Genomic DNA, 21605 nt, shown 5'->3' with positions numbered 1-21605 from the left:
CCACACGGCCCGGCGAATCCGCTGAGCCGGGGACATGGGCGGCTAGGATTCGCCGCATGGCTGTGTTGCCGACGCTCGCCGCCGCGCGCCGGATCGCCGATGACCTGATGGACGGGCTCGCCGGGACCGGGGTGCGCAAGGCCGCGCACGGGCTGCGAAGGCTCTTCGCCGTGCCCGGGCTCGGGCTGGCCGATCTCTCCGGCTCGCTCGTCTGGTCCGGCAGGCCCGGCGATGACGGCAACGTCGCCAAGCTGCTCGACGAGGTGCTCCACAACGAGGCGCCCGGTGCGCGCAGTGAGCTGATAGCGCTTCCACTGCACGTCCACGATGAACTGGCCGGCGTGCTGGTGATCGCGGGCGACGTCAAGTCGGCCGCCGCAAAAGAGGCCGCCGACCTGGTGGTCCACGCGCTGGAGCGCGGGCGGCTGGAGGCTTCGGCCGAACAGGCGGCGCAGGCGGAGCTGCGGGCGTTGCGCGCGGAGATCTCGCCGCATTTCGTGTACAACGCCTTGACTGTGATCGCTTCACTGGTCCGCTCGGATCCCGATCGGGCACACGAGCTGATGCTCGACTTCGCCGACTACACCCGGTACAGCCTCGCGCGCCATGGGGAGTACACGATGGTGGCCGAGGAGTTCCGGGCCATCGACTCCTACCTGGCGCTGCAGCGGGCCGTGCTCGGCGAACGGCTGCGGGTGCAGGTGCGGGTGGCCCCCGAGGTGCTCGCCATCCCGGTGCCGTACCTGGTGCTGGAGCCGCTGGTGGAGAACGCGATCCGGCACGGCATCGAGCCGCGTGGCGAGCCGGGGCTGGTCCAGGTGCACGGGCAGGCCGAGGGCAACGACTGCGTGATCACCGTCGAGGACGACGGGATCGGCATGGATCCCGAGCGCGCCAAGGACATTCTCGCCGGACGGGGCCAGGATGGCAGTCTGGGATTGGCCAATGTGGACCGCCGGCTGCGTACGGTCTACGGGCCGTTCTACGGCCTGATCGTCGAAACGGAAAGGGATGCCGGTACCAAGGTGACCGTTCGCGTGCCCCGATTCCAGCCGGGGGTGTTGCCGTCATGACCGGATCGACAGGATTGCGGGTCCTGGCGGTCGACGATGTCCCGCCCGCTTTGGACGAACTCGTGCATCTGCTCACCGACGCGCCCGAGGTCGGTGAGGTGCGTGCCGCCGGTGATCCGCTGAGCGCGTTGAAGATGCTGCAGGCCGACCATTTCGACGCCGTCTTCCTCGACATCTCGATGCCGGGGCTGGACGGGCTCGAACTCGCCTCGCTGCTCGCGAAGCTGAGCAGCCCGCCGGTGATCGTGTTCGTCACCGCGCACGACGGGCACGCGGTCACCGCGTACGGCATCGGCGCCGTCGACTACCTGCTCAAGCCCGTGCGCGCGGAACGGCTGGCCGCGGCGCTCGGCAAGGTGCTCAAGATGGTCGGCGACGAGCCGGGCAAGCCTCAGGTCGACGCGATGGCCGCGCTGCCGGTCGAGATCGGCGGGCGCACGCGTTATGTGCGGCGCGCCGACGTGCGGTTCGTCGAGGCGCACGGCGACTACGTGCGGCTGCACACCAAATCCGGGGTGCACCTGGTGCGGATGCCGATCTCGCGGCTCGAAGAGTATTGGGAGGGCACGGGTTTCTCGCGGGTGCACCGGGGTTACCTGGTCGCCATCGGCGCGGTGCTGGAGCTGCGCAGCGATTCGGCGGGCGGCCTGCTCGCCCACACCGACGCCGGTGACGTGCCGGTGAGCCGTCGCCATGCCCGCGAACTGCGGGACCGGCTGTTGCAGGCCGCGCAACGCGGAGAGCTGGACCGCACTTGAAAACCAAGCGGCAGACCGTGATGAGCCCGCAGACCCGGCTGGCACACGGTCGCCGCCGCGCCCGCGCGCGCTGGCGGGTGCCGGTGCTCGCGCCCGCGGACGCCGAACGCGCGTCCGAACTCTTCCGCGCGCAACGCCGTCGCGGTGTGCTCGCGCTGGTCCTGATCTTCGCGCTGATACTCGGGTTGCCGGTGGTCTTCGCGCTTTGGCCGGTGCTGGATTCGCTGCGGCTGCTGGGGATCCCGGTGTCCTGGCTGACGCTGGCGGTGCTCCCCTACCCGGCGATGACGGCGATCGCGCAACTCCAGCTCCGGCGCGCCGAGAAGCTCGAGGACCGCTGATGGTCGCCGTGTTCGCGGTCGCCCCGGTCGTGCTGATCACGCTGCTGATCGGCCTGCGCGGGGTCGCCGCGATGCGCACCAGCTCGGACTTCCTGGTCGCGTCGCGCCGGATCTCGCCACTGCTCAACTCGGCGGCGGTGTCCGGCGAGTACCTCTCGGCCGCGTCGTTCCTCGGTGTCGCCGGGCTCGTGGTGAAGAACGGCATGGGCGCGCTCTGGTATCCGGTCGGGTTCACCGCCGGGTACATCGCGATGCTGGTGCTGGTCGCCGCGCCCATGCGTCGTTCGGGCGCGTTGACGGTCCCCGATTTCGCCGAGGCCAGGCTCGCGTCGCCCGCGCTGCGGCGGCTGGCGGCGGTGGTCGTCCTGGTCATCGGCACCCTGTACCTGGTGCCCCAGTTCCGCACGGCGGGCTTGGTGCTGAACGCGATCGGCGGCACGCCGTACTGGGTCGGCGTGGTGATCGCGGGCACCGCGGTGAGCGCGACGCTGGCGCTCGGCGGGATGCGCGCGGCGACCTACGTGCAGGCGTTCCAGTTCGTGCTCAAGCTGGTGCTGTTCATCGTGCCCGCGATCTGGCTGCTGCTGCAGGTGAGCCCGGCGCAGCGGCTCGAAGCGCTCAACCCGGTCGAGTTCACCCACTTCCCGCGACAGACAACGGTTTCGTTCAGCCTGGACGCGACGCTGGAGATCCGCGAGCCGACGCTGCTCGGCACCGACGGCGCCATGCGGGTCGAGCAGCCGGGAGACCTGAGTGTCCACTCCGGACAGTCGCTGACCTTCGGCGAGGGCGCGGCGGTGCCCGGTGTGCGGGGCGGCATGCCGCTGGGCGGGCCGGACTGGCAGCGCCCGCTGCTCGACTACGACAACAAGGGCTACCCGCTGCTCGGCACCTGGGCCGTGCTGATCGCGACGATGCTCGGCACCATGGGCCTGCCCCACGTGCTGATGCGCTTCCACACCAGCCCCGACGGCCGCGCCGCGCGCCGCACGGCCGCGATCACCGTCGCGCTGCTGAGCGTGTTCTACCTGTTCCCTGGCATTTACGGGGTGCTGGGGCGGATCATCGTGCCGGAGCTGTACCTGTCCGGCGTGACCGACACGGTGGTCGTGGCCCTGCCGTCCCAAGTGGACTCCGGCTGGGCCGGGCAGCTGTTCACCACCCTGCTGACCGCTGGCGCGTTCGCGGCCTTCCTGGCCACCTCGCTCGGCCTGCTGCTGGTGGTCTCCGGCGCGATCGCGCACGACCTGATGCCCGGCGGGCTGCGCAGGCTGCGGTGGACGGTGATCGTGGCGGCCGCGGCGATCGTGCTGCTCGCGCTGCAGTCCGCGCGCCTCGACGCGGGCATACTGGTGACCTGGGGCTTCACCGTGGCCGCGTCCACCTTCTGCCCGCTGCTGGTGCTGGGGATCTGGTGGAACCGGCTCACCGCAACGGGTGCCGTCTGTGGCGTTTTGGCGGGACTGCTGGCATCCTCGGGATCAATTGTCCTGACGCTCTTCGGACCGAAGCTCGACGGACTGCTCGCCATCCTGGTCGCGCAGCCCGCGCCGTGGTCGGTGCCGCTGGCGTTCGCGACGATGGTGGTGGTGTCGTCACGGGGTCGCGCGCCGACCTGGTCGACGGCCGCCATGCTGCGCCTCCATCTGGACGAGCGGGCGCCAGCCGCGTTCCATTCGACCGGGGCCATCCACCGTTCGTCGACCGTTCGTCGCCTCGGACGTCGTTTGAACCGCTGACCATTCCCCCGCGGGTGTGGGCTACCTAACGTGGCGCGGAACACAGTCCGCACCGTGGCGAGGAGATCCCCCATGACCGCGCGCATCGAAGTGGAACCCGAGGTGGATTGGGACAAGGTGCATGACAGCGCCGAGTTCCAGCAGCTGCGCTCGCGGCTGCGCCGCTTCGTGTTCCCGATGACCGTCGCCTTCCTGGCGTGGTACCTGCTCTACGTCCTCGTCGCCGACTACGCGCACGAGTTCATGGCCACCAAGCTGGTCGGCAACATCACCGTCGGCCTCGTCTTCGGCCTGCTGCAGTTCGTCACCACGTTCGGCATCACCGCGCTTTACGTGCGCTATGCGAACCGCAAGCTGGACCCGATCGCGGAGAAGATCCGCGGCGACATCGAGGGAGAGGCCAAGTGAACCTCGCCGCGGGAGTAGAGGGCAGCAACCCCGTCCTCAACATCAGCATCTTCGGCCTGTTCGTGGTGATCACCCTGGTGATCGTGTTCCGCGCCAGCCGCAACACCAAGACCGCTTCGGACTACTACGCCGCGGGCCGCGCGTTCACCGGTCCGCAGAACGGCGTCGCCATCGCGGGTGACTACCTCTCGGCCGCCTCGTTCCTCGGCATCGCGGGCGCCATCGCGGTGTACGGCTACGACGGCTTCTTGTACTCGATCGGCTTCCTGGTCGCGTGGCTCGTCGCGTTGCTGCTGGTCGCGGAGCTGCTGCGCAACACCGGCAAGTTCACCATGGGTGACGTGCTGGCGTTCCGCATGAGGCAGCGCCCGGTCCGTGCGGCCGCCGCGACCTCGACGCTCGCGGTGTCGTTCTTCTACCTGCTGGCCCAGATGGCGGGCGCGGGCATCCTGGTTTCGCTGCTGCTGGGCATCTCCAGCAACGCGGGCCAGGCCGTGGTCATCGCGGTGGTCGGTGTCGTCATGATCATCTACGTGCTGGTCGGCGGCATGAAGGGCACCACATGGGTCCAGATCATCAAGGCGGCGCTGCTCATCGCCGGCGCGGCCGTGATGACGTTCTGGGTGCTCGGCCGGTACGGCTTCAACCTGTCCGGCCTGCTGCAGGGCGCGGTCGACAAGGTGGGCAAGGGAGGCGAGAAGATCCTCGGCCCCGGCCTGAAGTACGGCGTCAGCGGCACCAGCAAGGTCGACTTCCTCTCGCTCGGTCTCGCGCTGGTGCTCGGCACGGCCGGTCTGCCGCACGTCCTGATGCGCTTCTACACGGTGCCGACCGCGAAGGAAGCCCGCCGTTCCGTGGTGTGGGCCATCGGCCTGATCGGCCTGTTCTACCTGTTCACGCTGGTGCTCGGCTATGGCGCGGGTGCGTTGGTGGGCAAGGACAAGATCGCCAAGGCGCCCGGTGGCGAGAACTCCGCCGCCCCGCTGCTGGCGCAGGCGCTGGGTGGCCCGGTGCTGCTGGGCTTCATCGCGGCGGTCGCGTTCGCGACGATCCTCGCGGTGGTCGCGGGCCTGACGATCACGGCTTCCGCTTCGTTCGCCCACGACGTCTACGCCAACGTCATCAAGAAGGGCAAGGTCGAGGACCCCAACGCGGAGGTCAAGGTCGCCAGGATCACCGCGCTGGTGATCGGCGCGGTCGCCATCGTCGGCGGCATCTTCGCGAAGGACCAGAACGTGGCGTTCCTGGTGGCGCTGGCGTTCGCGGTCGCGGCGTCGGCGAACCTGCCGACGATCCTGTACTCGCTGTTCTGGAAGCGGTTCAACACCCAGGGCGCGCTGTGGAGCATCTACGGTGGGCTCGCGGTGACCATCGTGCTGATCATCTTCTCGCCCGCGGTGTCCGGCACGGCGAAGTCGATGATCAAGGGCGCCGACTTCCACTGGTTCCCGCTGCAGAACCCGGGCCTGGTCTCGATCCCGGTGTCGTTCTTCCTCGGCTGGCTGGGCACCGTCCTGTCGAAGGAGCACAACGAGAAGAAGTACGCCGAGATGGAGGTCCGGTCGCTGACCGGCGCAGGCGCCGAAAAGGCGATCTCGCACTAGCTCCCGCGGTGCATGGCGGGGTCCTCGACACACCGGGCGGTTGTCGAGGACCCCGCTTTGTGATTTAGCGGGCTTTATCCCGGGCGCTTTTCCCGGGATAAAGCCCGCTAAATCCCGTCCTTGCTCAATACGGAAGCTTGCCGTCCGCCAGCTCGGCGAGCGTGTTCTTCAAGAACCTCTGCACCACATGCCACAGCCCGCCGCCGAGCGAGATCCGCGCGACCCCCAGCTTCGCCAGCTCGGCGAAGTCCGGCGCGCCCGGGAGGTAGGTCGCGTTGACCGCGGCTGGGCTGACCGCCTGGACGAACGCGCCGAGCACCTCGGGTGTCTTGGCGAGGATCGGGTACACGCAGTCCGCCCCCGCCTCGAGGTACGCCCGCGCACGCTCGATCGCCGCGTCCAGCACGGCGCTCTCGTCCTCGGCTCCGAGGAACACGTCGATACGGGCGTTGATGACCAGCTCGGGCGACGCCTCACGCAGCGCGGCGATCCGCTCGGCCTGGGTGGCGGTCTCGACGAGCCCGCTGCCCGCGTGGTCGGTGTCCTCGAAGTTCAGGCCCGCCGCACCCGCGTCCTTCAGCCGCTCGGCCAGTTCCGCGCTGGAGAGGCCATAGCCGCCCTCGGCGTCCACGGTCACCGGCACCGAGACGGCCCGTGCGATCCGGCGCGCGGCAGCGAACATCTCGTCCGCGGGCGCGTCATGACCGTCCTGGTAGCCGAGCACGGCCGCGACGGCGGCGGAACTCGTTGCCACCACGGGGAAACCGGCCGCTTCCACGAGGCGGGCCGAGTCGGCGTCCCAGGCGTTCGGCAGGATGAGCGGGCTGCCAGGGACGTGCAGAGCGCGAAGCTGGTTCATCTAAGCCTTCCGGGGCAAGGGTTTGTGGCTGGTCACGGCCAGCCGGTTGAACGAGTTGATGACCACGGCCAACCACGCGACCGCACGGTACTGGTCCTCCGTCAGCACCGAGGTGGCCTCAGCATAGACCGCGTCGGAGACACTTTGCGTCTCTCCGATCCGGGTGATCTCCTCGGTCAACGCGAGCGCCGCGCGCTCCTCGTCGCTGAAGAGTTCGGTCTCGCGCCAGCCGTCGAGCACGAAGATGCGGCGCGGGTCCTCGCCGAGTTTGAGCGTCTCGTGGCTGTGCATGTCGAGGCAGAACGCGCAGCCGTTCATCTGCGACGCACGGAGCTTCACGAGTTCGACGGTCAGCTTGCCGAGCCCGGCGTTTTCGGCGTAGCTGTGGACTTCGGCGCTGAGCGCGAGCATCGCTTTGTAAGGACCGGGCGTCCCCGGGGTCAGTTGGATTCGCTTGTTCACAAGATCCACGCTACGCCAAACTGGCACACGAGTATGGTCCAGTTCTATGGCAGATCAGTGGTCCAGTTCCCCAGACGTCCACCTCGGCTGGTCCCCTGGTGAAGGCCGCACCGGCCTGGCCGACGCCATCCGCACCGCGATCCGCGACGGCCGCTGGCGCCCCGGCGCGCCGGTCCCATCCACCCGCGCATTGGCCCACGACCTCGGCATCGCCCGCGGCACCGTCACCAGGGTCTACACCGACCTCGCCGCCGAGGGCTACCTCCTCATCAGCCAAGGCGCCCCGACCCGGGTGGCCACCGCCGTCGCCCGCCCGCAGCCTCCACCCCGCCGGCCGCCAGGTACCCCGGAGTCCCGCTGGACCCTGCGCCCCGGACGACCCGACCTGTCCACCTTCCCCCGCGACGCCTGGTCCTCCGCGACCCGCCGCGTCCTGCAACGCGCCCCAGCCGACCTCTTCGGCTACTCCGAGCCTTACGGCACCCTCGCGCTCCGCGAGGCACTCGCCCGCTATCTGGGTCGCAGCCGGGGCGTGCTCGCGGACCCCGGCCGAATCCTGATCTGCGCCGGCTTCACACACGCGATTTCGGTTCTGAGCCACGCTTTGCTCGACCTCGGCAGCCGCGAGCTGGCCTTCGAAGACCCCTCGATGTGGATGTTCCGCGACATCGTGGCAGCGGCAGGCCAGCTCGTGGTCGGCGTGCCCGTCGACGACGACGGGTTACAGGTGTCCAAAGTAGACAGCCCAGCGGTGATGGTCACACCAGCGCACCATTACCCACTCGGCGTGACCATGGCGCCCTCTCGCCGAACGGCACTGGTCAAGTCGGGCACGATGATCATCGAGGACGACTACGACGGCGAGTTCCGCTTCGACCGCCAGCAAGTCGGCGCCCTGCAAGCACTCGCACCGGAACGCGTCGTCTACGCGGGCACCGCGAGCAAGACACTGGCCCCGGCGCTGCGCCTGTCATGGCTGGTGCTCCCCCAGTCATTGATCGACCCGGTCTTCGCGGCGTTTTCCGCATCCGGCGCCCGCCCCTCGGCCGTCGATCAGCTGATACTCGCCGAGCTACTCGAATCCGGCGCCTACGACCAGCACGTCCGCCGGTGCCGCACGGAGTACCGGCGCCGTCGCGACCAGGTCGTCGCGGCGCTGCCGGATCACCTTGCTGTACAAGGCATTTCGGCTGGACTGCAGCTGGTCGTCCGACTCCCTTGCGAAGACGAGGTGCTCGCCGAGGCCCGACGTCGCTCGCTCGATCTGGAGACACTCGGGCCGCACTGGATCGACCAGGGTGAGCGTGAAGGCGGCATCATCGTTGGGTACGGGGCTCCTGCCAAGCATGCCTTCTCGGGGACGCTTGCCACCTTGGTGGAGGTTCTCGCCGCGGTTACTTGAGTTTTTTGGTGCTGGGTTGGATCTAAAGACATCCCGTATGGACATTTCCGCTCCGGGGTCGGGTGGTGTTTGGGGTCGCCGCGGAAATATCCATACGGACCGAGGGCACGGTGGCCAGATTTCGCTGCGGCTCACCAGAAACCCCGGCTGGTACTTGCTGCTTGCTTAGGTTTGGGGTCGACCAGCTCGGCGTGTCTAGTGGCATATGACTCTGAACGCGCGTAGAGTGGAATGCATGATCAGCACCGAATACCCCGACGCCGCAGCACCACCGGAGTGGTGGCGCTGCGATAAAGACACGCTGCTGCTCGCCTACGTCGCCCGCGAACGAGAGAAACGGCGCCTGGAGGCCGAGCAAGGACAAATCCTCGCCGAGATCGAATCCCGGGGCGTGAAGGAGGTGACCGGCTACGCGACGGTGCCGGGGATGCTGGTGGACTGGGTCCAGATCAAGCACTCCGAAGCCAAAGCCCGCGTCGACCGCGCCCGCGCGCTCAACCCCCGCCAGGATGGTGGCACGCGGATTCCAGCGCTCGCACCACATGCAGCAGCCGCGGCATTGAATGGTGATCTGGGACCAGCGCAGCTGGATCCGATCATCGCCGCCCTCGGCGCACTCCCACCCACAGTGTCAGCCGAAGACCGCGACACCGGTGAGCAGATTCTGGTGAATCTCGCCCGCACCGCAGGGCCTCGGCAGATCAGCCACGCGGCGAAGAACTTGCGGGATCGGCTCGACCCGGACGGGCGCGAGCCGAAAGACCCGGATCCGGCCGAGCCGCGGCATGAACTCGGGTTCGTGAGCCATCGCGACGGCACCCACGGCATAAAGATCAAGACCGATGCGGAGACCATCGCCCGATTGAAAGCAACCCTGGACCCACTCGCCAAACCCCGCCCCGCCACCGAAGAAGAAGGCCGCGACACGCGCTCTCAGTGGGAGCGGCTGGGGGACGCGTTCGCCACCTTCGTCCGCGTCGGCATGGGCAACCCCGAACTCCCCACCCAAGCCGGAGACAGCGTGCACGTCGTGGTCACCCTCGGCCTGGACGAACTCAAGTCCGGCATCGGGCGCGCCTGCTTGGACTTGGTCGGGGATATCAGCGCTACCGAAGCGCGGATTCTCGCGTGTGACTGCAAAGTCATCCCCGTGACCTTGGGCTCGCATGGCGAACCGCTCGATGTCGGTCGGGCTCAACGCCTCGCCACCCCAGCGCAACGGCGGGCGCTGGCGATCCGCGACGGTGGCTGCGCCTTCCCCGGCTGCGACGCGCCGCCACAGCAATGCACGGCCCACCACATCGTTTTTTGGGCTCATCACGGGGAAACCCGAATCGATAATCTCGTGCTGGTATGCGGCAAGCATCACCGGCTGATCCACAACAGTGACTGGGACGTGCGGATCGCCAGCGATGGGTATCCGGAGTTCATTCCACCGGCGTTCATCGACCCCGCACGCACACCCCGCCGCAACACCATGCACACCACCCGAACCTGAACCCCGCCGCAAGCACGGAAGCCCATCCTGCTGAGGCAGATCCTCTTCACTCACTTCCGGCGCAGCGGCCCCAGGCCTCGCGCGCCCTAAAGCACCGGAATTGCCGCTGCCGCGTACTCAAGCTACGCCCAGGCCCACCGGCACTGGCACAGAAACCCGTCTGGTCTTCTGCAGGCTTTTCGGCCACTCAGCGGCCGAATATCCCACACAACAACCAAAATACCCAGGCCGAACGCTCAAAAGATCTCGGCCGGACCACCCTCCCTGCCGCCATCGCACACCACGACCACGACAGCCCGACCCAACGCCCAGGCACGCAGCAAGTACCACCCGAGATTTCTGGCGAGCCCAAGCGGCGTTATACCACTGTGCCCTCGGTCCGTATGGATATTTCCGCAGCGAGCACAAACACCACCCGGCCACACGAGCGGAAATTTCCATACGGGACCGCCCTAGATCCGACCCCAACAGACCCAAAACCCAGAGCAAGCCCCAGACCCCGGACAGCCAGAAACCCCAGCGACAGGCCAGGCCGCAAAACCCAGTCCTAGGCCAAGAAAGCCCGCAACAACGAGGCAGTGCCCTCGATATGCTCAGCCATGGCCTGCCGCGCCGCACCCGGATCGCCCGCAAGAATGGCATCGACAATGGCCTCATGCTGAGCATTCGAGTGCTCGAGATTGGGCTCCAGCAAAGGAATCTGATCGAGCAACTGATTGATCCGCATCCGGACATCGGCCATCGCGGTCGTCAGCGAGCCCGACGCCGTGACTTCAGCGATCGCCAAGTGCAGGCGCGAGTCCTTGCGCCGGTAGTCGTCCAGCTCCGACGAGCACGCCTCGGCGAGCGTCGCCGTGAGGTGCTGCCGGTCAGCCGGGGTCAACGACCGCGCGGCGGCGGCCTCGGCGGCGCCGGTCTCCAGGACATAGCGCAAGCAGAGCGCGTCCTCGACCAGAGCCGGGTCCATCTTGCGGCCGTCACCGCCCGGCGCGGGCAGGGTCTCGTTGACGAAGGTGCCGCCGTACCGGCCGCGCCGGGACTCGACGTATCCGGCATCCGAGAGAGCACGGATCGCCTCGCGCAGGGTCACCCGGCTGACGCCGAGGCGCTCCGCGAGCTCGCGCTCCGAGGGCAGGCGCTCCCCGGCTCCGACCACGCCGAGACGGATCGCCTGGAGCAGGCGTTCGACGGTCTCTTCGAAGGCGTTGCCCGTGCGCACCGGCCGGAACAACGCCTCACCGGCATTGGCCACGGGCGCTTCCATACAGCCAGCTTAAGCGCTCAGCACTCGATCACGTTCACGGCGAGGCCGCCGCGTGCCGTCTCCTTGTACTTGACGCTCATGTCGGCGCCGGTCTCGCGCATGGTCTTGATGGCCTTGTCCAGGGTGACGACGTGGCTGCCGTCGCCGCGCATGGCCATGCGCGCCGCGTGGATGGCCTTGGACGCGCCGACCGCGTTGCGCTCGATGCAGGGAATCTGGACCAGGCCACCGACGGGGTCGCAGGTCAGGCCGAGGTGGTGCTCGACGCCGATCTCGGCCGCGTTCTCGACCTGCTCTGGCGACCCGCCGAGCAGCTCGGTCAAGCCGGCCGCCGCCATCGCGGACGCCGAGCCGACCTCACCCTGGCAGCCGACCTCGGCGCCCGAAATCGAGCCGGTCTGCTTCAGTATCGAGCCGATCGCGCCCGCCGTCAGCAGGAACGTGACCACGCCGTCGTCGTTCGCGCCGCGCATGAAGCGCTGGTAGTAGTGCAGGACCGCGGGGATGATGCCGGCCGCGCCGTTGGTCGGCGCGGTGACGACGCGGCCGCCCGCGGCGTTCTCCTCGTTGACCGCCAGCGCGTAGAGGCTGACCCAGTCCATCGCGTACAGCGGGTCGTCGAGGCCGTCCTCGGCGAGGAGCTTTTCGTGCAAGGCGCGAGCACGCCGCGGCACCTTCAGGCCGCCGGGCAACACACCCTCGTGCTCGCAGCCGTTGTGCACGCAGTCGACCATGACCTGCCAGATGTCCAGCAGGCCGGAGCGCACCTCCTCGCGCGTGCGCCACGCGAGCTCGTTGCGCATCATAATCTCGCTGATCGGCAGGCCGGTGTCGGCGCAGTGCTTCAGCAGATCCGCGCCGGTGCGGAAGGGGAACTCCAGCGCCGTGCTGTCCTCGACGACCACCGTGTCCGTTTCGTACGACTCGTCGCGGACGAAGCCGCCGCCGACCGAGTAGTACGTGCGCTCACGCAGCAGCACGCCGTCGGCGTCGAAGGCACGGAAGATCATGCCGTTCGGGTGCGCGGGCAGCGACTTGCGGCGGTGCATCGTGAGGTCGGTGTCCTCGACGAACACGATTTCGTGAGAGCCGCCGAGCAGGAGCCGCCCGGTCTCCCGCACGGCGGCGATCTTGGCGGGCACGGTGTCGGTGTCGATCTCTTCCGGACGTTCACCGGTCAGCCCGAGCAGGACTGCCTTGTCACTGCCGTGCCCGAAACCGGTCGCGCCGAGCGAGCCGAACAGCTCGGACTGGACACGCGCGACACGGCTCAGGTCATCGAGACCGTCCACAAAGGTACGAGCCGCCCGCATCGGGCCGACCGTGTGGGAACTGGACGGCCCGATGCCGATGGAAAACAGGTCGAACACGCTGATCGCCATTGAACAGCTTTCCTATCTGGCCAGCAGCGAGCTGGCTTCTTGGGCCGCCGGTCCCTGGGCGGCCAGATGGGCCAGGTTCTCCGGCAGCTCTTCACCGCGATGCTGCTTAGTCTGCGCGAACAAGCGGCCCGCGCGATACGACGAACGGACCAATGGCCCGGCCATCACACCGGCGAAGCCCATGGCCTCGGCGGCCTTCGAGTGCTCGACGAACTCCTCCGGCTTGACCCACCGGTCGACCGGGTGATGCCGCGGCGACGGCCGCAGGTACTGCGTGATCGTCAAGATCTCGCACCCCGCGTCCACCAGATCGCGCATCGCCGGAACGACCTCATCGGGAGTCTCGCCCATACCCAGGATCAGGTTGGACTTCGTCACCAGACCGGCCTCACGAGCGGCCGTGATCACCGAAAGCGAGCGGGCGTAACGGAAGCCGGGACGGATCCGCTTGAAGATCCGCGGCACCGTCTCCACGTTGTGCGCCAGCACCTCGGGACGCGACGAGAACACCTCGGCCAGCTGCGCGGGCTCCGCGTTGAAGTCCGGGATCAGCAGCTCTACACCCGTGCCCGGATTCAGCTCATGGATCTGCCGGACGGTCTCCGCGTACAACCACGCGCCGCCATCCTCCAGATCATCACGAGCGACACCCGTGACCGTCGAGTATCGCAGCCCCATCGCCTGAACCGACTCCGCCACCTTGCGCGGCTCGGTCCGGTCCAGCTCAGCGGGCTTGCCCGTGTCGATCTGGCAGAAGTCGCAGCGCCGCGTGCACTGGCTTCCACCGATCAAGAAGGTGGCCTCACGGTCTTCCCAGCACTCGTAAATGTTGGGACAGCCCGCTTCCTCGCACACCGTGTGCAGACCCTCGCGCCGGACGAGGCCCTTGAGCTCGGTGAACTCGGGCCCCATCCGCGCCTTGGTCTTGATCCACGGCGGCTTCTTCTCGATCGGCGTCTCACTGTTACGGACTTCCAGCCGCAACAGCTTCCGCCCGTCGGGCGCGGTCACGAAAGCCCTGCGTACAGCGGGTGCTTCTTCGCCAGCAGCTCGACACGGGCGCGCAACGCGGCCTGCGTGGCCTCGTCGAGCGACGGCTTCAGCGCCTCGGCGATGATGTCCGCGACCTCGGCGAAGTCCTCCGCCTCGAAACCGCGGGTGGCCAGCGCCGGGGTGCCGATCCGCAGGCCGGAGGTGATCATCGGCGGGCGCGGGTCGAACGGGACGGCGTTGCGGTTGACCGTGATGCCGACCGAGTGCAGCCGGTCCTCGGCCTGCTGGCCGTCCAGAGTGGACTTGACCAGGTCGACCAGCACCAGGTGCACGTCGGTGCCACCGGTCAGCACCCGGACACCGGCGTCGGCGCAGTCCAAACGCGACAGCCGCTCGGCCAGGATGCGCGAGCCTTCCAGCGTGCGCGCCTGGCGCTCGCGGAATTCCTCGGTCGCGGCGAACTTCAGCGCCACGGCCTTGGCGGCGATCACGTGCTCCAGCGGGCCACCCTGCTGACCGGGGAAGACGGCCGAGTTGATCTTCTTCGCCAGCTCCTGCTTGCAGAAGATCAGGCCACCGCGCGGGCCACCGAGCGTCTTGTGCGTGGTCGTGGTGACGATGTCGGCGTGCGGGATCGGGCTGGGGTGCAGCCCGGCCGCGACGAGACCGGCGAAGTGCGCCATGTCGACCATGAGCTTGGCCTCGACCAGGTCCGCGATGCGGCGGAACTCGGCGAAGTCGAGCTGACGCGGGTACGCGGACCAGCCCGCGATGATCAGCTTCGGCTTGTGCTCGACGGCCAGGCGCTCGATCTCGGCCAGGTCGACGATGCCTGTCTCTTTGTCGACGTGGTAGGCCACGACGTTGTAGAGCTTGCCGGAGAAGTTGATTTTCATGCCGTGCGTCAGGTGCCCGCCGTGCGCGAGGTCGAGACCCAGGATGGTGTCGCCCGGCTTGAGCACGGCGAACATCGCGGCCGCGTTGGCCTGCGCGCCCGAGTGCGGCTGCACGTTGACGTGCTCGGCGCCGAACAGCGCCTTCGCGCGGTCGATGGCGAGCTGCTCGACGACGTCGACGTGCTCGCAGCCGCCGTAGTAGCGGCGGCCGGGGTAGCCCTCGGCGTACTTGTTGGTCAGCACCGAGCCCTGCGCCTCGAGCACGCTCACCGGGGTGAAGTTCTCGGACGCGATCATTTCCAAAGTGGACTGCTGACGGGTCAGCTCGGCCTTGACCGCCGCGGCGACCTCGGGGTCGGCCTCGGCGAGCGAAGCGTTGAACAGCGTCATGGGGTCAGTCCTCCTGGGTCAGCGCGGCGTACGCGGCGGCGTCGAGCAGCTCCGGCACGTCGGTGGTACGCACCTTCAGCAGCCAACCCTGGTCGAACGGGTCCTCGTTGATGAGCTCGGGGCTGTCCGAAGTGGCCTCGTTCACTGCGACGACCTCGCCGGTGACCGGCGCGTACAGCTCGCTGACCGACTTGGTGGACTCGACCTCGCCGAACGGCTCGCCCGCGGTGATCGTCTCGCCCGCCTTGGGCAGCTCGACGAACACGATGTCACCGAGCGACTCGGCGGCGAAGGCGGTGATCCCGACCGTCGCGACGTCGCCGGAGATGCTGATCCACTCGTGTTCCTTGGTGTACTTCAGGTTCTCGGGAATGCTGCTCATGTTCGGGAAGCCTCTCAGGCGCGCTTGTAGAAGGGCAGTGCGACGACCTCGACGGTCTCGATCTTGCCGCGGATGTCGACGGAAAGCTGAGTACCCGGCTCGGTGAACGCGAGGTCCACATAGGCCATCGCGATCGGGTAGCCCAGCGTCGGCGACAGCGCGCCACTGGTGATCTCCCCGATCTCGGTATTGTTGGAGCCATTGTCCACGATCTTGTAACCGTGGCGCGGCGCACGCCGCCCCGAGCCCTTGAGACCGACCCTGATCCGCGGAACGTCCAGTTTGGACAGCTCGGCGAGCGCGGCCTTGCCGACGAAGTCACCCGGCTTCTCGAACTTGACCACCCGGCCGAGACCGGCTTCGAACGGGCTCAGCTCGACGCTGAGTTCGTTGCCGTACAACGGCATCCCGGCTTCCAGGCGCAGCGTGTCGCGGCAGGCGAGCCCGGCGGGCAGCAGCCCGTGCGGCTCACCGGCCTCGGTCAGCAGCGCCCAGACCGCGGGCGCCTCGGCCGCGGCGACGTACAGCTCGAAGCCGTCCTCGCCGGTGTAACCGGTGCGGGCGAGCAGCACGTCGTGCCCCTTCACCACGGCCGGGTAGCTCGCGTAGTACTTCAGCGAGTCCAGGTCGGCATCGGTGACCGAACGCAGGATGTCGACGGCCTTGGGGCCCTGGACGGCGATCAGCGCGACGTCCTCGGACTTGTTCGTGACGACCGCGTCGAACCCGGCGACCCGCTCGGCCAGCGCGTCCGCGACCACGTCGGCGTTGCCCGCGTTGGCCACGACCAGGAACTTCTCGTCCTCGAGGCGGTAAACGACCAGATCGTCGAGCACGCCGCCGTCGGCGTTGCAGATCATCGTGTAGCGGGCCTTGCCCGGCTTGACCCCGGACAGGTTGCCGACCAGCGCGTAGTCGAGTACGTCCGCGGCCTGCGGCCCGGTCACCTCGATCTCGGCCATGTGCGAGAGGTCGAACAGCCCGGCGGCCTCGCGGACGGCCTTGTGCTCGGCCAGCTCACTGGAGTACCGGACGGGCATCGACCAGCCCGCGAAGTCGGTGAACAGCGCACCGAGTCCTTTGTGGACCCCGTACAGCGGCGATTCCTTGGTCATCACTGGCCTTCGTAAGCGTTGAGGGGCGGGCAGGAGCAGACAAGGTTACGGTCACCGCGCGCACCGTCGATGCGCCGCACCGGCGGCCAGTACTTGTGCTTGCGCGACACACCGGCCGGGTAGACCGCGAGGTCACGGTCATACGGCAGGTTCCACTCGCCGACCAGCACCTCGGCGGTGTGCGGGGCGTGCCGCAGCGGGCTGTCCTCCGGCGTCCAGCGGCCCTGCGCGACCGCGTCGATCTCGCGGCGGATGGCGATCATCGCGTCGCAGAAGCGGTCGATCTCGCCGAGGTCCTCGCTCTCGGTCGGCTCGACCATGAGCGTGCCCGCGACCGGGAAGGACATGGTCGGGGCGTGGAAGCCGTAGTCGATCAGGCGCTTGGCGACGTCGTCGACCGTCACGCCGGTCTCCTTGGTGATGCCGCGCAGGTCGAGGATGCACTCGTGCGCGACCAGGCCGTCCTGGCCGGTGTAGAGCACCGGGTAGTGCTGGCCGAGGCGCGCGGCGACGTAGTTCGCGGCGAGCACGGCGACCTTGGTGGCCGCGGTCAGGCCGGGCGCGCCCATCATCCGGACGTAGGCCCAGGAGATCGGCAGGATCGAGGCCGAGCCGTACGGCGCGCCCGAGATCGGGCCGACACCGGTCTCCGGACCGGCGGCGCCGTGCAGCGGGTGGTTCGGCAGGAACGGCGCGAGGTGCGCGCGCACCGCGACCGGGCCGACGCCGGGGCCACCGCCGCCGTGCGGGATGCAGAAGGTCTTGTGCAGGTTCAGGTGCGAGACGTCGCCGCCGAACTCACCCGGCTTGGCGAGGCCGAGCAGCGCGTTGAGGTTGGCGCCGTCCACGTAGACCTGGCCGCCCGCGTCGTGCACGAGCTTGGCGAGGTCGGCGATGTCGTTCTCGTACACCCCGTGCGTGGACGGGTAGGTGACCATGATCGCGGACAGCGTGTCCTTGTACTGGTCCACTTTGGACTTCAGGTCGTCGAGGTCGACGTTGCCCTCGTCGGTGCACTTGACCACGACCACGCGCATGCCGGCGAGCACCGCGGAGGCCGCGTTGGTGCCGTGCGCGGACGACGGGATCAGGCAGATCTCACGCTCGGGCTGGCCGTTGGCGCGGTGGTACGCGCGGATCGCCAGCAGGCCGGCGAGCTCGCCCTGACTGCCCGCGTTCGGCTGCAGCGAGACCTTGTCGTAGCCGGTGACCTCGGCGAGCCAGGTCGCGAGCTGCTCGACCAGCACGTGGTAGCCCTCGGCGTCCTCGGCGGGCGCGAACGGGTGGATGCCCGCGAACTCGCGCCAGCTGATCGGCTCCATCTCGGTGGTGGCGTTGAGCTTCATCGTGCACGAGCCGAGCGGGATCATGCCTCGGTCGAGCGCGTAGTCCTGATCGGACAGTCCGCGCAGGTAGCGCAGCATGGCCGTCTCGGAGCGGTGCGAGTGGAAGACCTCGTGGGTCAGGTACTCGCTCTCGCGGACGATCCCGGTGGGGAGCGCGGTGGCCTTCTCGAGCTCGGCTTCGACGCCGAACGCGCGCAGCACCTTGGCGAGGATGGCCTCGGTGGTCAGCTCGTCGCAGGCGACGCGGACGTGCTCGGCGTCGACGTGGCCGAGGTTGATGCCCAGCTCACGGGCCTTGCTGTGCACCTTCTCGGCGTCCGCACGCACGACGATCGTGTCGAAGAAGCCCTCGTGCACGACGGCGTCCCCGAGCGCCTTGGCGAGCGAGGCAGCGTGGCCGTGCACCCGGGTCGCGATGCGCTTGAGGCCGTCGGGACCGTGGTAGACCGCGTACATCCCGGCCAGCACGGCCGGGAGCACCTGCGCGGTGCAGATGTTGGAGGTCGCCTTCTCGCGGCGGATGTGCTGCTCACGGGTCTGCAGCGCGAGCCGGTACGCGGGGTTGCCGTCGGCGTCGACGGACACGCCGACCAGGCGGCCCGGCAGCGAACGCTCCAGCCCGGCGCGGACGGCGAGGAACCCGGCGTGCGGGCCGCCGTAGCCGAGCGGGACACCGAAGCGCTGCGTCGAACCGGCGGCGATGTCGGCGCCGAACTCACCCGGCGAGGTGATCAGCGTCAGCGCGAGCAGATCGGCGGCGACGGTGTACAGCGCGCCGGCGGCCTTCGCCGACTCGGCGATCGCGGTGTAGAAACCGGCGCCACGCAGCACACCGGAGGCGCCGGGGTACTGGACGACGACGCCGAAGAACTCCTCGGGCAGCCCGGTCAGCAGGTCACGGACCTCGACCTCGATGCCGACGGCCTCGGCCCGCGTCTTGACCACGGCGATGGTCTGCGGCAGGCACTCGGCGTCGACGACGACCTTGGCCGACTTCGACTTCGACACCCGGCGCATGAGCGACACGGCCTCGGCGACGGCGGTCGACTCGTCGAGCATCGACGCGTTCGCGGTGGTCAGGCCGGTCAGCTCGGCGACCATCGTCTGGAAGTTGAGCAGCGCTTCGAGCCGCCCCTGCGAGATCTCCGGCTGGTAGGGCGTGTACGCGGTGTACCAGGCGGGGCTTTCGAGCACGTTGCGCCGGATCACCGGCGGCGTCACGGTGTCGGAGTACCCGAGACCGATCATCTGCGTCATCGGGCGGTTGCGGGCGGCCAGCGCACGCAACTCGGCGGTCGCGTCCTCCTCGGACGCGGCCTCGGGCAGGTCCAGGTCACGCGTGACCCTGATGGCGGTGGGGACGGCCGCTTCCGCGAGTGCGTCGAGGCTGTTGTAGCCGACCTCGGCGAGCATCTTGGCCTGTTCCGGCTCGGACGGGCCGATGTGGCGGGCGTCGAAAGTCGTACTGGTCAGGGGAGCTCCTCGGTTCTGGCGACGGATAGACCCGTGCGCTGGGAACTCCCCCTCTGTCATGGCACCTGAGAGTTTCACCGCGTATCGCGGCTTTCACCTTGGGTGAGGCGTCGTAGGTCACGCCTGCTTTCCAGAGTGGCCTCGCGGGGAGCGGTAGTGGTTACCTGAGAGATTCCGGGGAGTTTGCTCCTTCGGTGTCCCACCGACCTCGTGGGACTCTCCCGCTCCTGCTCGAACGGCCCGATATGCAGTTGACTCGCCCGCACGGTACCTGGGCTGGGGCGGAGCCGTCTACCTGAGTGCTGCCAAGCCCACAGCCATTGTCACCTCCGAGGTCGACCGGCCACGCTGTGACACGATCGGGTGCCCTGTGGATAAAAGTGTTGCCACCAATACCCATGATGGTGACACTTTTATCCATGTCGATCACCGTCGCCGACCTGCCGGCGACCTTCACCACCCAGATGGCGTTGGCCGCGGGCATGCACCCTCGAGAGCTCTACCGGGTAAGAAACGAGAGCGAAGTCCTCGAACTCTCCCGTGGCGTCTATCGCCGAGCCGATGCGCCGATGCCGGACTGGCCGGACCTGCTCGCCGTCGCGCACCGGTCGCCGATCGGCATCACCTGCTGCGTATCCGCGCTGTCCGTACACGACCTGACCGACGAGATCCCCGCGGCGGCGCAATTCGCCGTTCCACGCACCAACCGCGCACCGCGGATCGACTATCCGCCGACACAGGTGTTCCGGTTCGACGCGGCCACGTTCGAGCTCGGCCTGTCGTCCGTCGAAGCCGCGCCAGGCGAGCCGGTCCGGATCTACAGCGCCGAACGGACGGTCGTCGACCTCATGCGGCTCCGCCATTCGCTCGGCGAACCTCTGGCGTTCTCGGCGCTGCGCCGCTACCTGCGACGACCCGGCGCTCGTCCGGGTGAGCTGCTCACGTTGGCACGCGAGCTCGGCGTGTTCGGCCCACTTCGCGCCGCGCTCGATGTCGCGAGCGCCGAATGAGCCGTCCGACCAAGGCGACCGCGGGCGGCCGCGCCTACCTGGACCTTCAGAATCGAGCCCGCCGCGAGAAGCGGCCCACGCAAGAGCTGCTGACGCTTTACGTGCTTGAGCGCTGGCTCGCCCGGATGGCCGAATCGCCGTACAAAGCGAGTTTCGTGCTCAAGGGAGGCCTGCTCCTTTCGGTGTTCAACGCACGGCGGCCCACCGCCGACGCCGATCTGCTCGCTCAGCGGCTCGCGAACGACGAAGCCACCATCGTCGCTCGCGTGCGCGAGATCGCGGAAACACGGTCAGCCGATGACGGGGTCGAGTTCTTGACCGGCACGACCACCGCACAGTCCATTCGCGACGATGCGGTCTACAGCGGCGTGCGGATCAGCATGAACTGCCTCGTCTCCACCGCCTCAGTGAAGCTCAAACTCGACATCAACGTCGGCGATCCCGTCACGCCCGCGCCCCGGTTGATCGAGCTTTCCTCGCAGCGCCTGGACCAACCGCCCGTTCGACTGCTGGGCTACCCCATCGAAACGGTGCTGGCCGAGAAGATCAGCACCGCCATCGCGCTCGGCGAAGCGAACACCAGGGTTCGCGATTACGCCGATCTCTACACGCTGACCATCGGCCACCACCCGGCCGAGGCCGCGATATGCGCAGCCCTGCAGGCCACCGCGGCCCATCGCGCGGTCGACCTCAGGCCACTCTCATCGGTCATCGGCGAACTCGGAACACTGAGGCAAGGCACCTACCGCGCGTTCCGGCAACGGCTCGGCGACGACGGCGTCCACCTGCCGACGGACTTCGCCGAAGTGCTCTCCGCGGTCGTCGGCTATGTCGATCCGCTGATCACCCGGATGAACACGGAGTCGTGAGTGTTCCGGCCGGTTCTAACCGGCTGTCTTCGTTCAGGACTTACCCGACAGTTGATGTTTCAGGACCTCACAGACACTGACCGGCCTGTCGGTGTGGTGACCAGGGGTGTTGTGGTGATCATGCGGCGATGGGCAGAGCAGGGTTTTCGATGGATCCTGAGTTCGTCGCTATGGTCGCGCGGGTCGCGGCGGGCGAGAAGATCAACGTGACGCGGTTCTGCCGTGACCACGACGTCAAACGTGACCGGTTCTACCACTATGTGAACCGGTTCCGGACCGAAGGAGCGGCGGGGTTCACCCGGCGCAGCACCGCCCCGAAACACCACCCGACCGCGTTGCCG

Annotated in this window: 20 protein-coding genes and 1 riboswitch; of the genes, 11 read left to right on the top strand and 9 right to left on the bottom strand. The window is 68.3% G+C overall.

Annotated elements, in window-relative coordinates:
- Nucleotides 1-56: 56 nt before the first annotated feature.
- From BLV57_RS35185 to BLV57_RS35160, 6 genes are all read left to right on the top strand, one after another.
- Nucleotides 57-1073, top strand: a complete 1017-nt coding sequence (locus tag BLV57_RS35185; RefSeq protein ID WP_091296917.1) for a sensor histidine kinase — start codon at nucleotides 57-59, stop codon at nucleotides 1071-1073.
- On the top strand, nucleotides 1070-1831 hold the full coding sequence (locus BLV57_RS35180; RefSeq protein ID WP_091296915.1) for a LytR/AlgR family response regulator transcription factor: 762 nt from the start codon (nucleotides 1070-1072) through the stop codon (nucleotides 1829-1831). The genes BLV57_RS35185 and BLV57_RS35180 overlap by 4 nt, the downstream gene beginning before the upstream one ends.
- A gap of 20 nt (nucleotides 1832-1851) precedes the next feature.
- A complete protein-coding gene (locus BLV57_RS35175) occupies nucleotides 1852-2172 on the top strand; it encodes a hypothetical protein (RefSeq protein ID WP_091297532.1) in 321 nt (106 codons plus the stop codon).
- On the top strand, nucleotides 2172-3911 hold the full coding sequence (locus tag BLV57_RS35170; protein ID WP_091296912.1) for a sodium/solute symporter: 1740 nt from the start codon (nucleotides 2172-2174) through the stop codon (nucleotides 3909-3911). The genes BLV57_RS35175 and BLV57_RS35170 overlap by 1 nt, the downstream gene beginning before the upstream one ends.
- Nucleotides 3912-3983: 72 nt before the next feature.
- Nucleotides 3984-4319, top strand: a complete 336-nt coding sequence (locus BLV57_RS35165) for a DUF485 domain-containing protein (RefSeq protein WP_091296909.1) — start codon at nucleotides 3984-3986, stop codon at nucleotides 4317-4319.
- Nucleotides 4316-5923 carry a solute symporter family protein gene (locus tag BLV57_RS35160; protein ID WP_091296906.1) on the top strand — a complete coding sequence of 536 codons (1608 nt, stop codon included), beginning with the start codon at nucleotides 4316-4318 and terminating at the stop codon, nucleotides 5921-5923. The genes BLV57_RS35165 and BLV57_RS35160 overlap by 4 nt, the downstream gene beginning before the upstream one ends.
- Nucleotides 5924-6047: 124 nt before the next feature.
- On the opposite strand, the gene BLV57_RS35155 is transcribed toward BLV57_RS35160, so the two are convergent.
- Nucleotides 6048-6782: an isocitrate lyase/PEP mutase family protein gene (locus BLV57_RS35155; protein ID WP_091296904.1), complete on the bottom strand. Its 735-nt coding sequence runs from the start codon at nucleotides 6780-6782 to the stop codon at nucleotides 6048-6050.
- The gene (locus BLV57_RS35150) at nucleotides 6783-7244 is read right to left on the bottom strand and encodes a carboxymuconolactone decarboxylase family protein (RefSeq protein ID WP_425426063.1); all 462 of its coding nucleotides are present in this window, start codon (nucleotides 7242-7244) and stop codon (nucleotides 6783-6785) included.
- A gap of 46 nt (nucleotides 7245-7290) precedes the next feature.
- Between BLV57_RS35150 and pdxR the strand changes: the two genes are divergently transcribed.
- Together pdxR and BLV57_RS35140 are read left to right on the top strand one after the other, a co-directional pair.
- Complete coding sequence (gene pdxR / locus BLV57_RS35145; protein WP_091296902.1) at nucleotides 7291-8646, top strand: MocR-like pyridoxine biosynthesis transcription factor PdxR; 1356 nt, start codon at nucleotides 7291-7293, stop codon at nucleotides 8644-8646.
- A 235-nt stretch (nucleotides 8647-8881) separates the two neighbouring features.
- On the top strand, nucleotides 8882-10144 hold the full coding sequence (locus BLV57_RS35140; protein ID WP_091296900.1) for an HNH endonuclease signature motif containing protein: 1263 nt from the start codon (nucleotides 8882-8884) through the stop codon (nucleotides 10142-10144).
- Between the two features lie 547 nt (nucleotides 10145-10691).
- Here the strand turns inward: BLV57_RS35140 and BLV57_RS35135 are convergent.
- From BLV57_RS35135 to gcvP, 7 genes are read right to left on the bottom strand one after another with little or no spacing between them, the layout of a single operon-like run.
- Nucleotides 10692-11408, bottom strand: a complete 717-nt coding sequence (locus tag BLV57_RS35135; RefSeq protein ID WP_176968949.1) for a FadR/GntR family transcriptional regulator — start codon at nucleotides 11406-11408, stop codon at nucleotides 10692-10694.
- 17 nt (nucleotides 11409-11425) lie between these two features.
- Nucleotides 11426-12790, bottom strand: a complete 1365-nt coding sequence (locus BLV57_RS35130) for an L-serine ammonia-lyase (protein WP_091296895.1) — start codon at nucleotides 12788-12790, stop codon at nucleotides 11426-11428.
- A gap of 12 nt (nucleotides 12791-12802) precedes the next feature.
- Nucleotides 12803-13801, bottom strand: a complete 999-nt coding sequence (gene lipA, locus BLV57_RS35125; protein ID WP_218134946.1) for a lipoyl synthase — start codon at nucleotides 13799-13801, stop codon at nucleotides 12803-12805.
- Complete coding sequence (locus tag BLV57_RS35120) at nucleotides 13798-15069, bottom strand: serine hydroxymethyltransferase (RefSeq protein ID WP_091296892.1); 1272 nt, start codon at nucleotides 15067-15069, stop codon at nucleotides 13798-13800. The genes lipA and BLV57_RS35120 overlap by 4 nt, the downstream gene beginning before the upstream one ends.
- A 4-nt stretch (nucleotides 15070-15073) precedes the next feature.
- Complete coding sequence (gene gcvH, locus BLV57_RS35115; protein ID WP_091296890.1) at nucleotides 15074-15451, bottom strand: glycine cleavage system protein GcvH; 378 nt, start codon at nucleotides 15449-15451, stop codon at nucleotides 15074-15076.
- 14 nt (nucleotides 15452-15465) lie between these two features.
- Nucleotides 15466-16566 (bottom strand): glycine cleavage system aminomethyltransferase GcvT, encoded by a 1101-nt coding sequence (gcvT, locus tag BLV57_RS35110; protein WP_091296888.1) that lies wholly within the window; start codon nucleotides 16564-16566, stop codon nucleotides 15466-15468.
- Nucleotides 16566-19385, bottom strand: coding sequence for an aminomethyl-transferring glycine dehydrogenase (gene gcvP / locus BLV57_RS35105; protein WP_091297525.1), 2820 nt, complete (start codon nucleotides 19383-19385; stop codon nucleotides 16566-16568). Before gcvP ends, gcvT begins: the two co-directional genes overlap by 1 nt.
- Nucleotides 19386-19428: 43 nt before the next feature.
- Nucleotides 19429-19529: riboswitch (glycine riboswitch) on the bottom strand.
- Nucleotides 19530-19804: 275 nt separating this feature from the next.
- On the opposite strand from gcvP, the gene BLV57_RS35100 reads away from it, so the two are divergent.
- The 3 genes from BLV57_RS35100 to BLV57_RS35090 all read left to right on the top strand — a co-directional run.
- Complete coding sequence (locus BLV57_RS35100; protein ID WP_091296885.1) at nucleotides 19805-20395, top strand: type IV toxin-antitoxin system AbiEi family antitoxin domain-containing protein; 591 nt, start codon at nucleotides 19805-19807, stop codon at nucleotides 20393-20395.
- The gene (locus BLV57_RS35095) at nucleotides 20392-21264 is read left to right on the top strand and encodes a nucleotidyl transferase AbiEii/AbiGii toxin family protein (RefSeq protein ID WP_091296882.1); all 873 of its coding nucleotides are present in this window, start codon (nucleotides 20392-20394) and stop codon (nucleotides 21262-21264) included. The genes BLV57_RS35100 and BLV57_RS35095 overlap by 4 nt, the downstream gene beginning before the upstream one ends.
- Nucleotides 21265-21413: 149 nt before the next feature.
- A partial coding sequence (locus tag BLV57_RS35090; RefSeq protein ID WP_218134942.1) for a helix-turn-helix domain-containing protein occupies nucleotides 21414-21605 on the top strand: 192 nt, incomplete at its 3' end.

The sequence above is a fragment of the Amycolatopsis xylanica genome (genome assembly GCF_900107045.1).
Lineage (GTDB): Bacteria > Actinomycetota > Actinomycetes > Mycobacteriales > Pseudonocardiaceae > Amycolatopsis > Amycolatopsis xylanica.
Note: the sequence above shows the minus strand (reverse complement) of the source record. Positions and strands in the feature narration are given on the sequence as shown.

Coding starts and splice junctions, on each gene's coding strand:
- BLV57_RS35120 (WP_091296892.1), bottom strand. CDS start 15,069: ATGACGCTGTTCAACGCTTCGCTCGCCGAGGCCGACCCCGAGGTCGCC.
- BLV57_RS35180 (WP_091296915.1), top strand. CDS start 1,070: ATGACCGGATCGACAGGATTGCGGGTCCTGGCGGTCGACGATGTCCCG.
- BLV57_RS35130 (WP_091296895.1), bottom strand. CDS start 12,790: ATGGCGATCAGCGTGTTCGACCTGTTTTCCATCGGCATCGGGCCGTCC.
- BLV57_RS35175 (WP_091297532.1), top strand. CDS start 1,852: ATGAGCCCGCAGACCCGGCTGGCACACGGTCGCCGCCGCGCCCGCGCG.
- BLV57_RS35170 (WP_091296912.1), top strand. CDS start 2,172: ATGGTCGCCGTGTTCGCGGTCGCCCCGGTCGTGCTGATCACGCTGCTG.
- gcvT (WP_091296888.1), bottom strand. CDS start 16,566: ATGACCAAGGAATCGCCGCTGTACGGGGTCCACAAAGGACTCGGTGCG.
- BLV57_RS35135 (WP_176968949.1), bottom strand. CDS start 11,408: ATGGAAGCGCCCGTGGCCAATGCCGGTGAGGCGTTGTTCCGGCCGGTG.
- BLV57_RS35165 (WP_091296909.1), top strand. CDS start 3,984: ATGACCGCGCGCATCGAAGTGGAACCCGAGGTGGATTGGGACAAGGTG.
- BLV57_RS35100 (WP_091296885.1), top strand. CDS start 19,805: ATGTCGATCACCGTCGCCGACCTGCCGGCGACCTTCACCACCCAGATG.
- pdxR (WP_091296902.1), top strand. CDS start 7,291: ATGGCAGATCAGTGGTCCAGTTCCCCAGACGTCCACCTCGGCTGGTCC.
- BLV57_RS35155 (WP_091296904.1), bottom strand. CDS start 6,782: ATGAACCAGCTTCGCGCTCTGCACGTCCCTGGCAGCCCGCTCATCCTG.
- BLV57_RS35185 (WP_091296917.1), top strand. CDS start 57: ATGGCTGTGTTGCCGACGCTCGCCGCCGCGCGCCGGATCGCCGATGAC.
- BLV57_RS35140 (WP_091296900.1), top strand. CDS start 8,882: ATGATCAGCACCGAATACCCCGACGCCGCAGCACCACCGGAGTGGTGG.
- gcvH (WP_091296890.1), bottom strand. CDS start 15,451: ATGAGCAGCATTCCCGAGAACCTGAAGTACACCAAGGAACACGAGTGG.
- BLV57_RS35095 (WP_091296882.1), top strand. CDS start 20,392: ATGAGCCGTCCGACCAAGGCGACCGCGGGCGGCCGCGCCTACCTGGAC.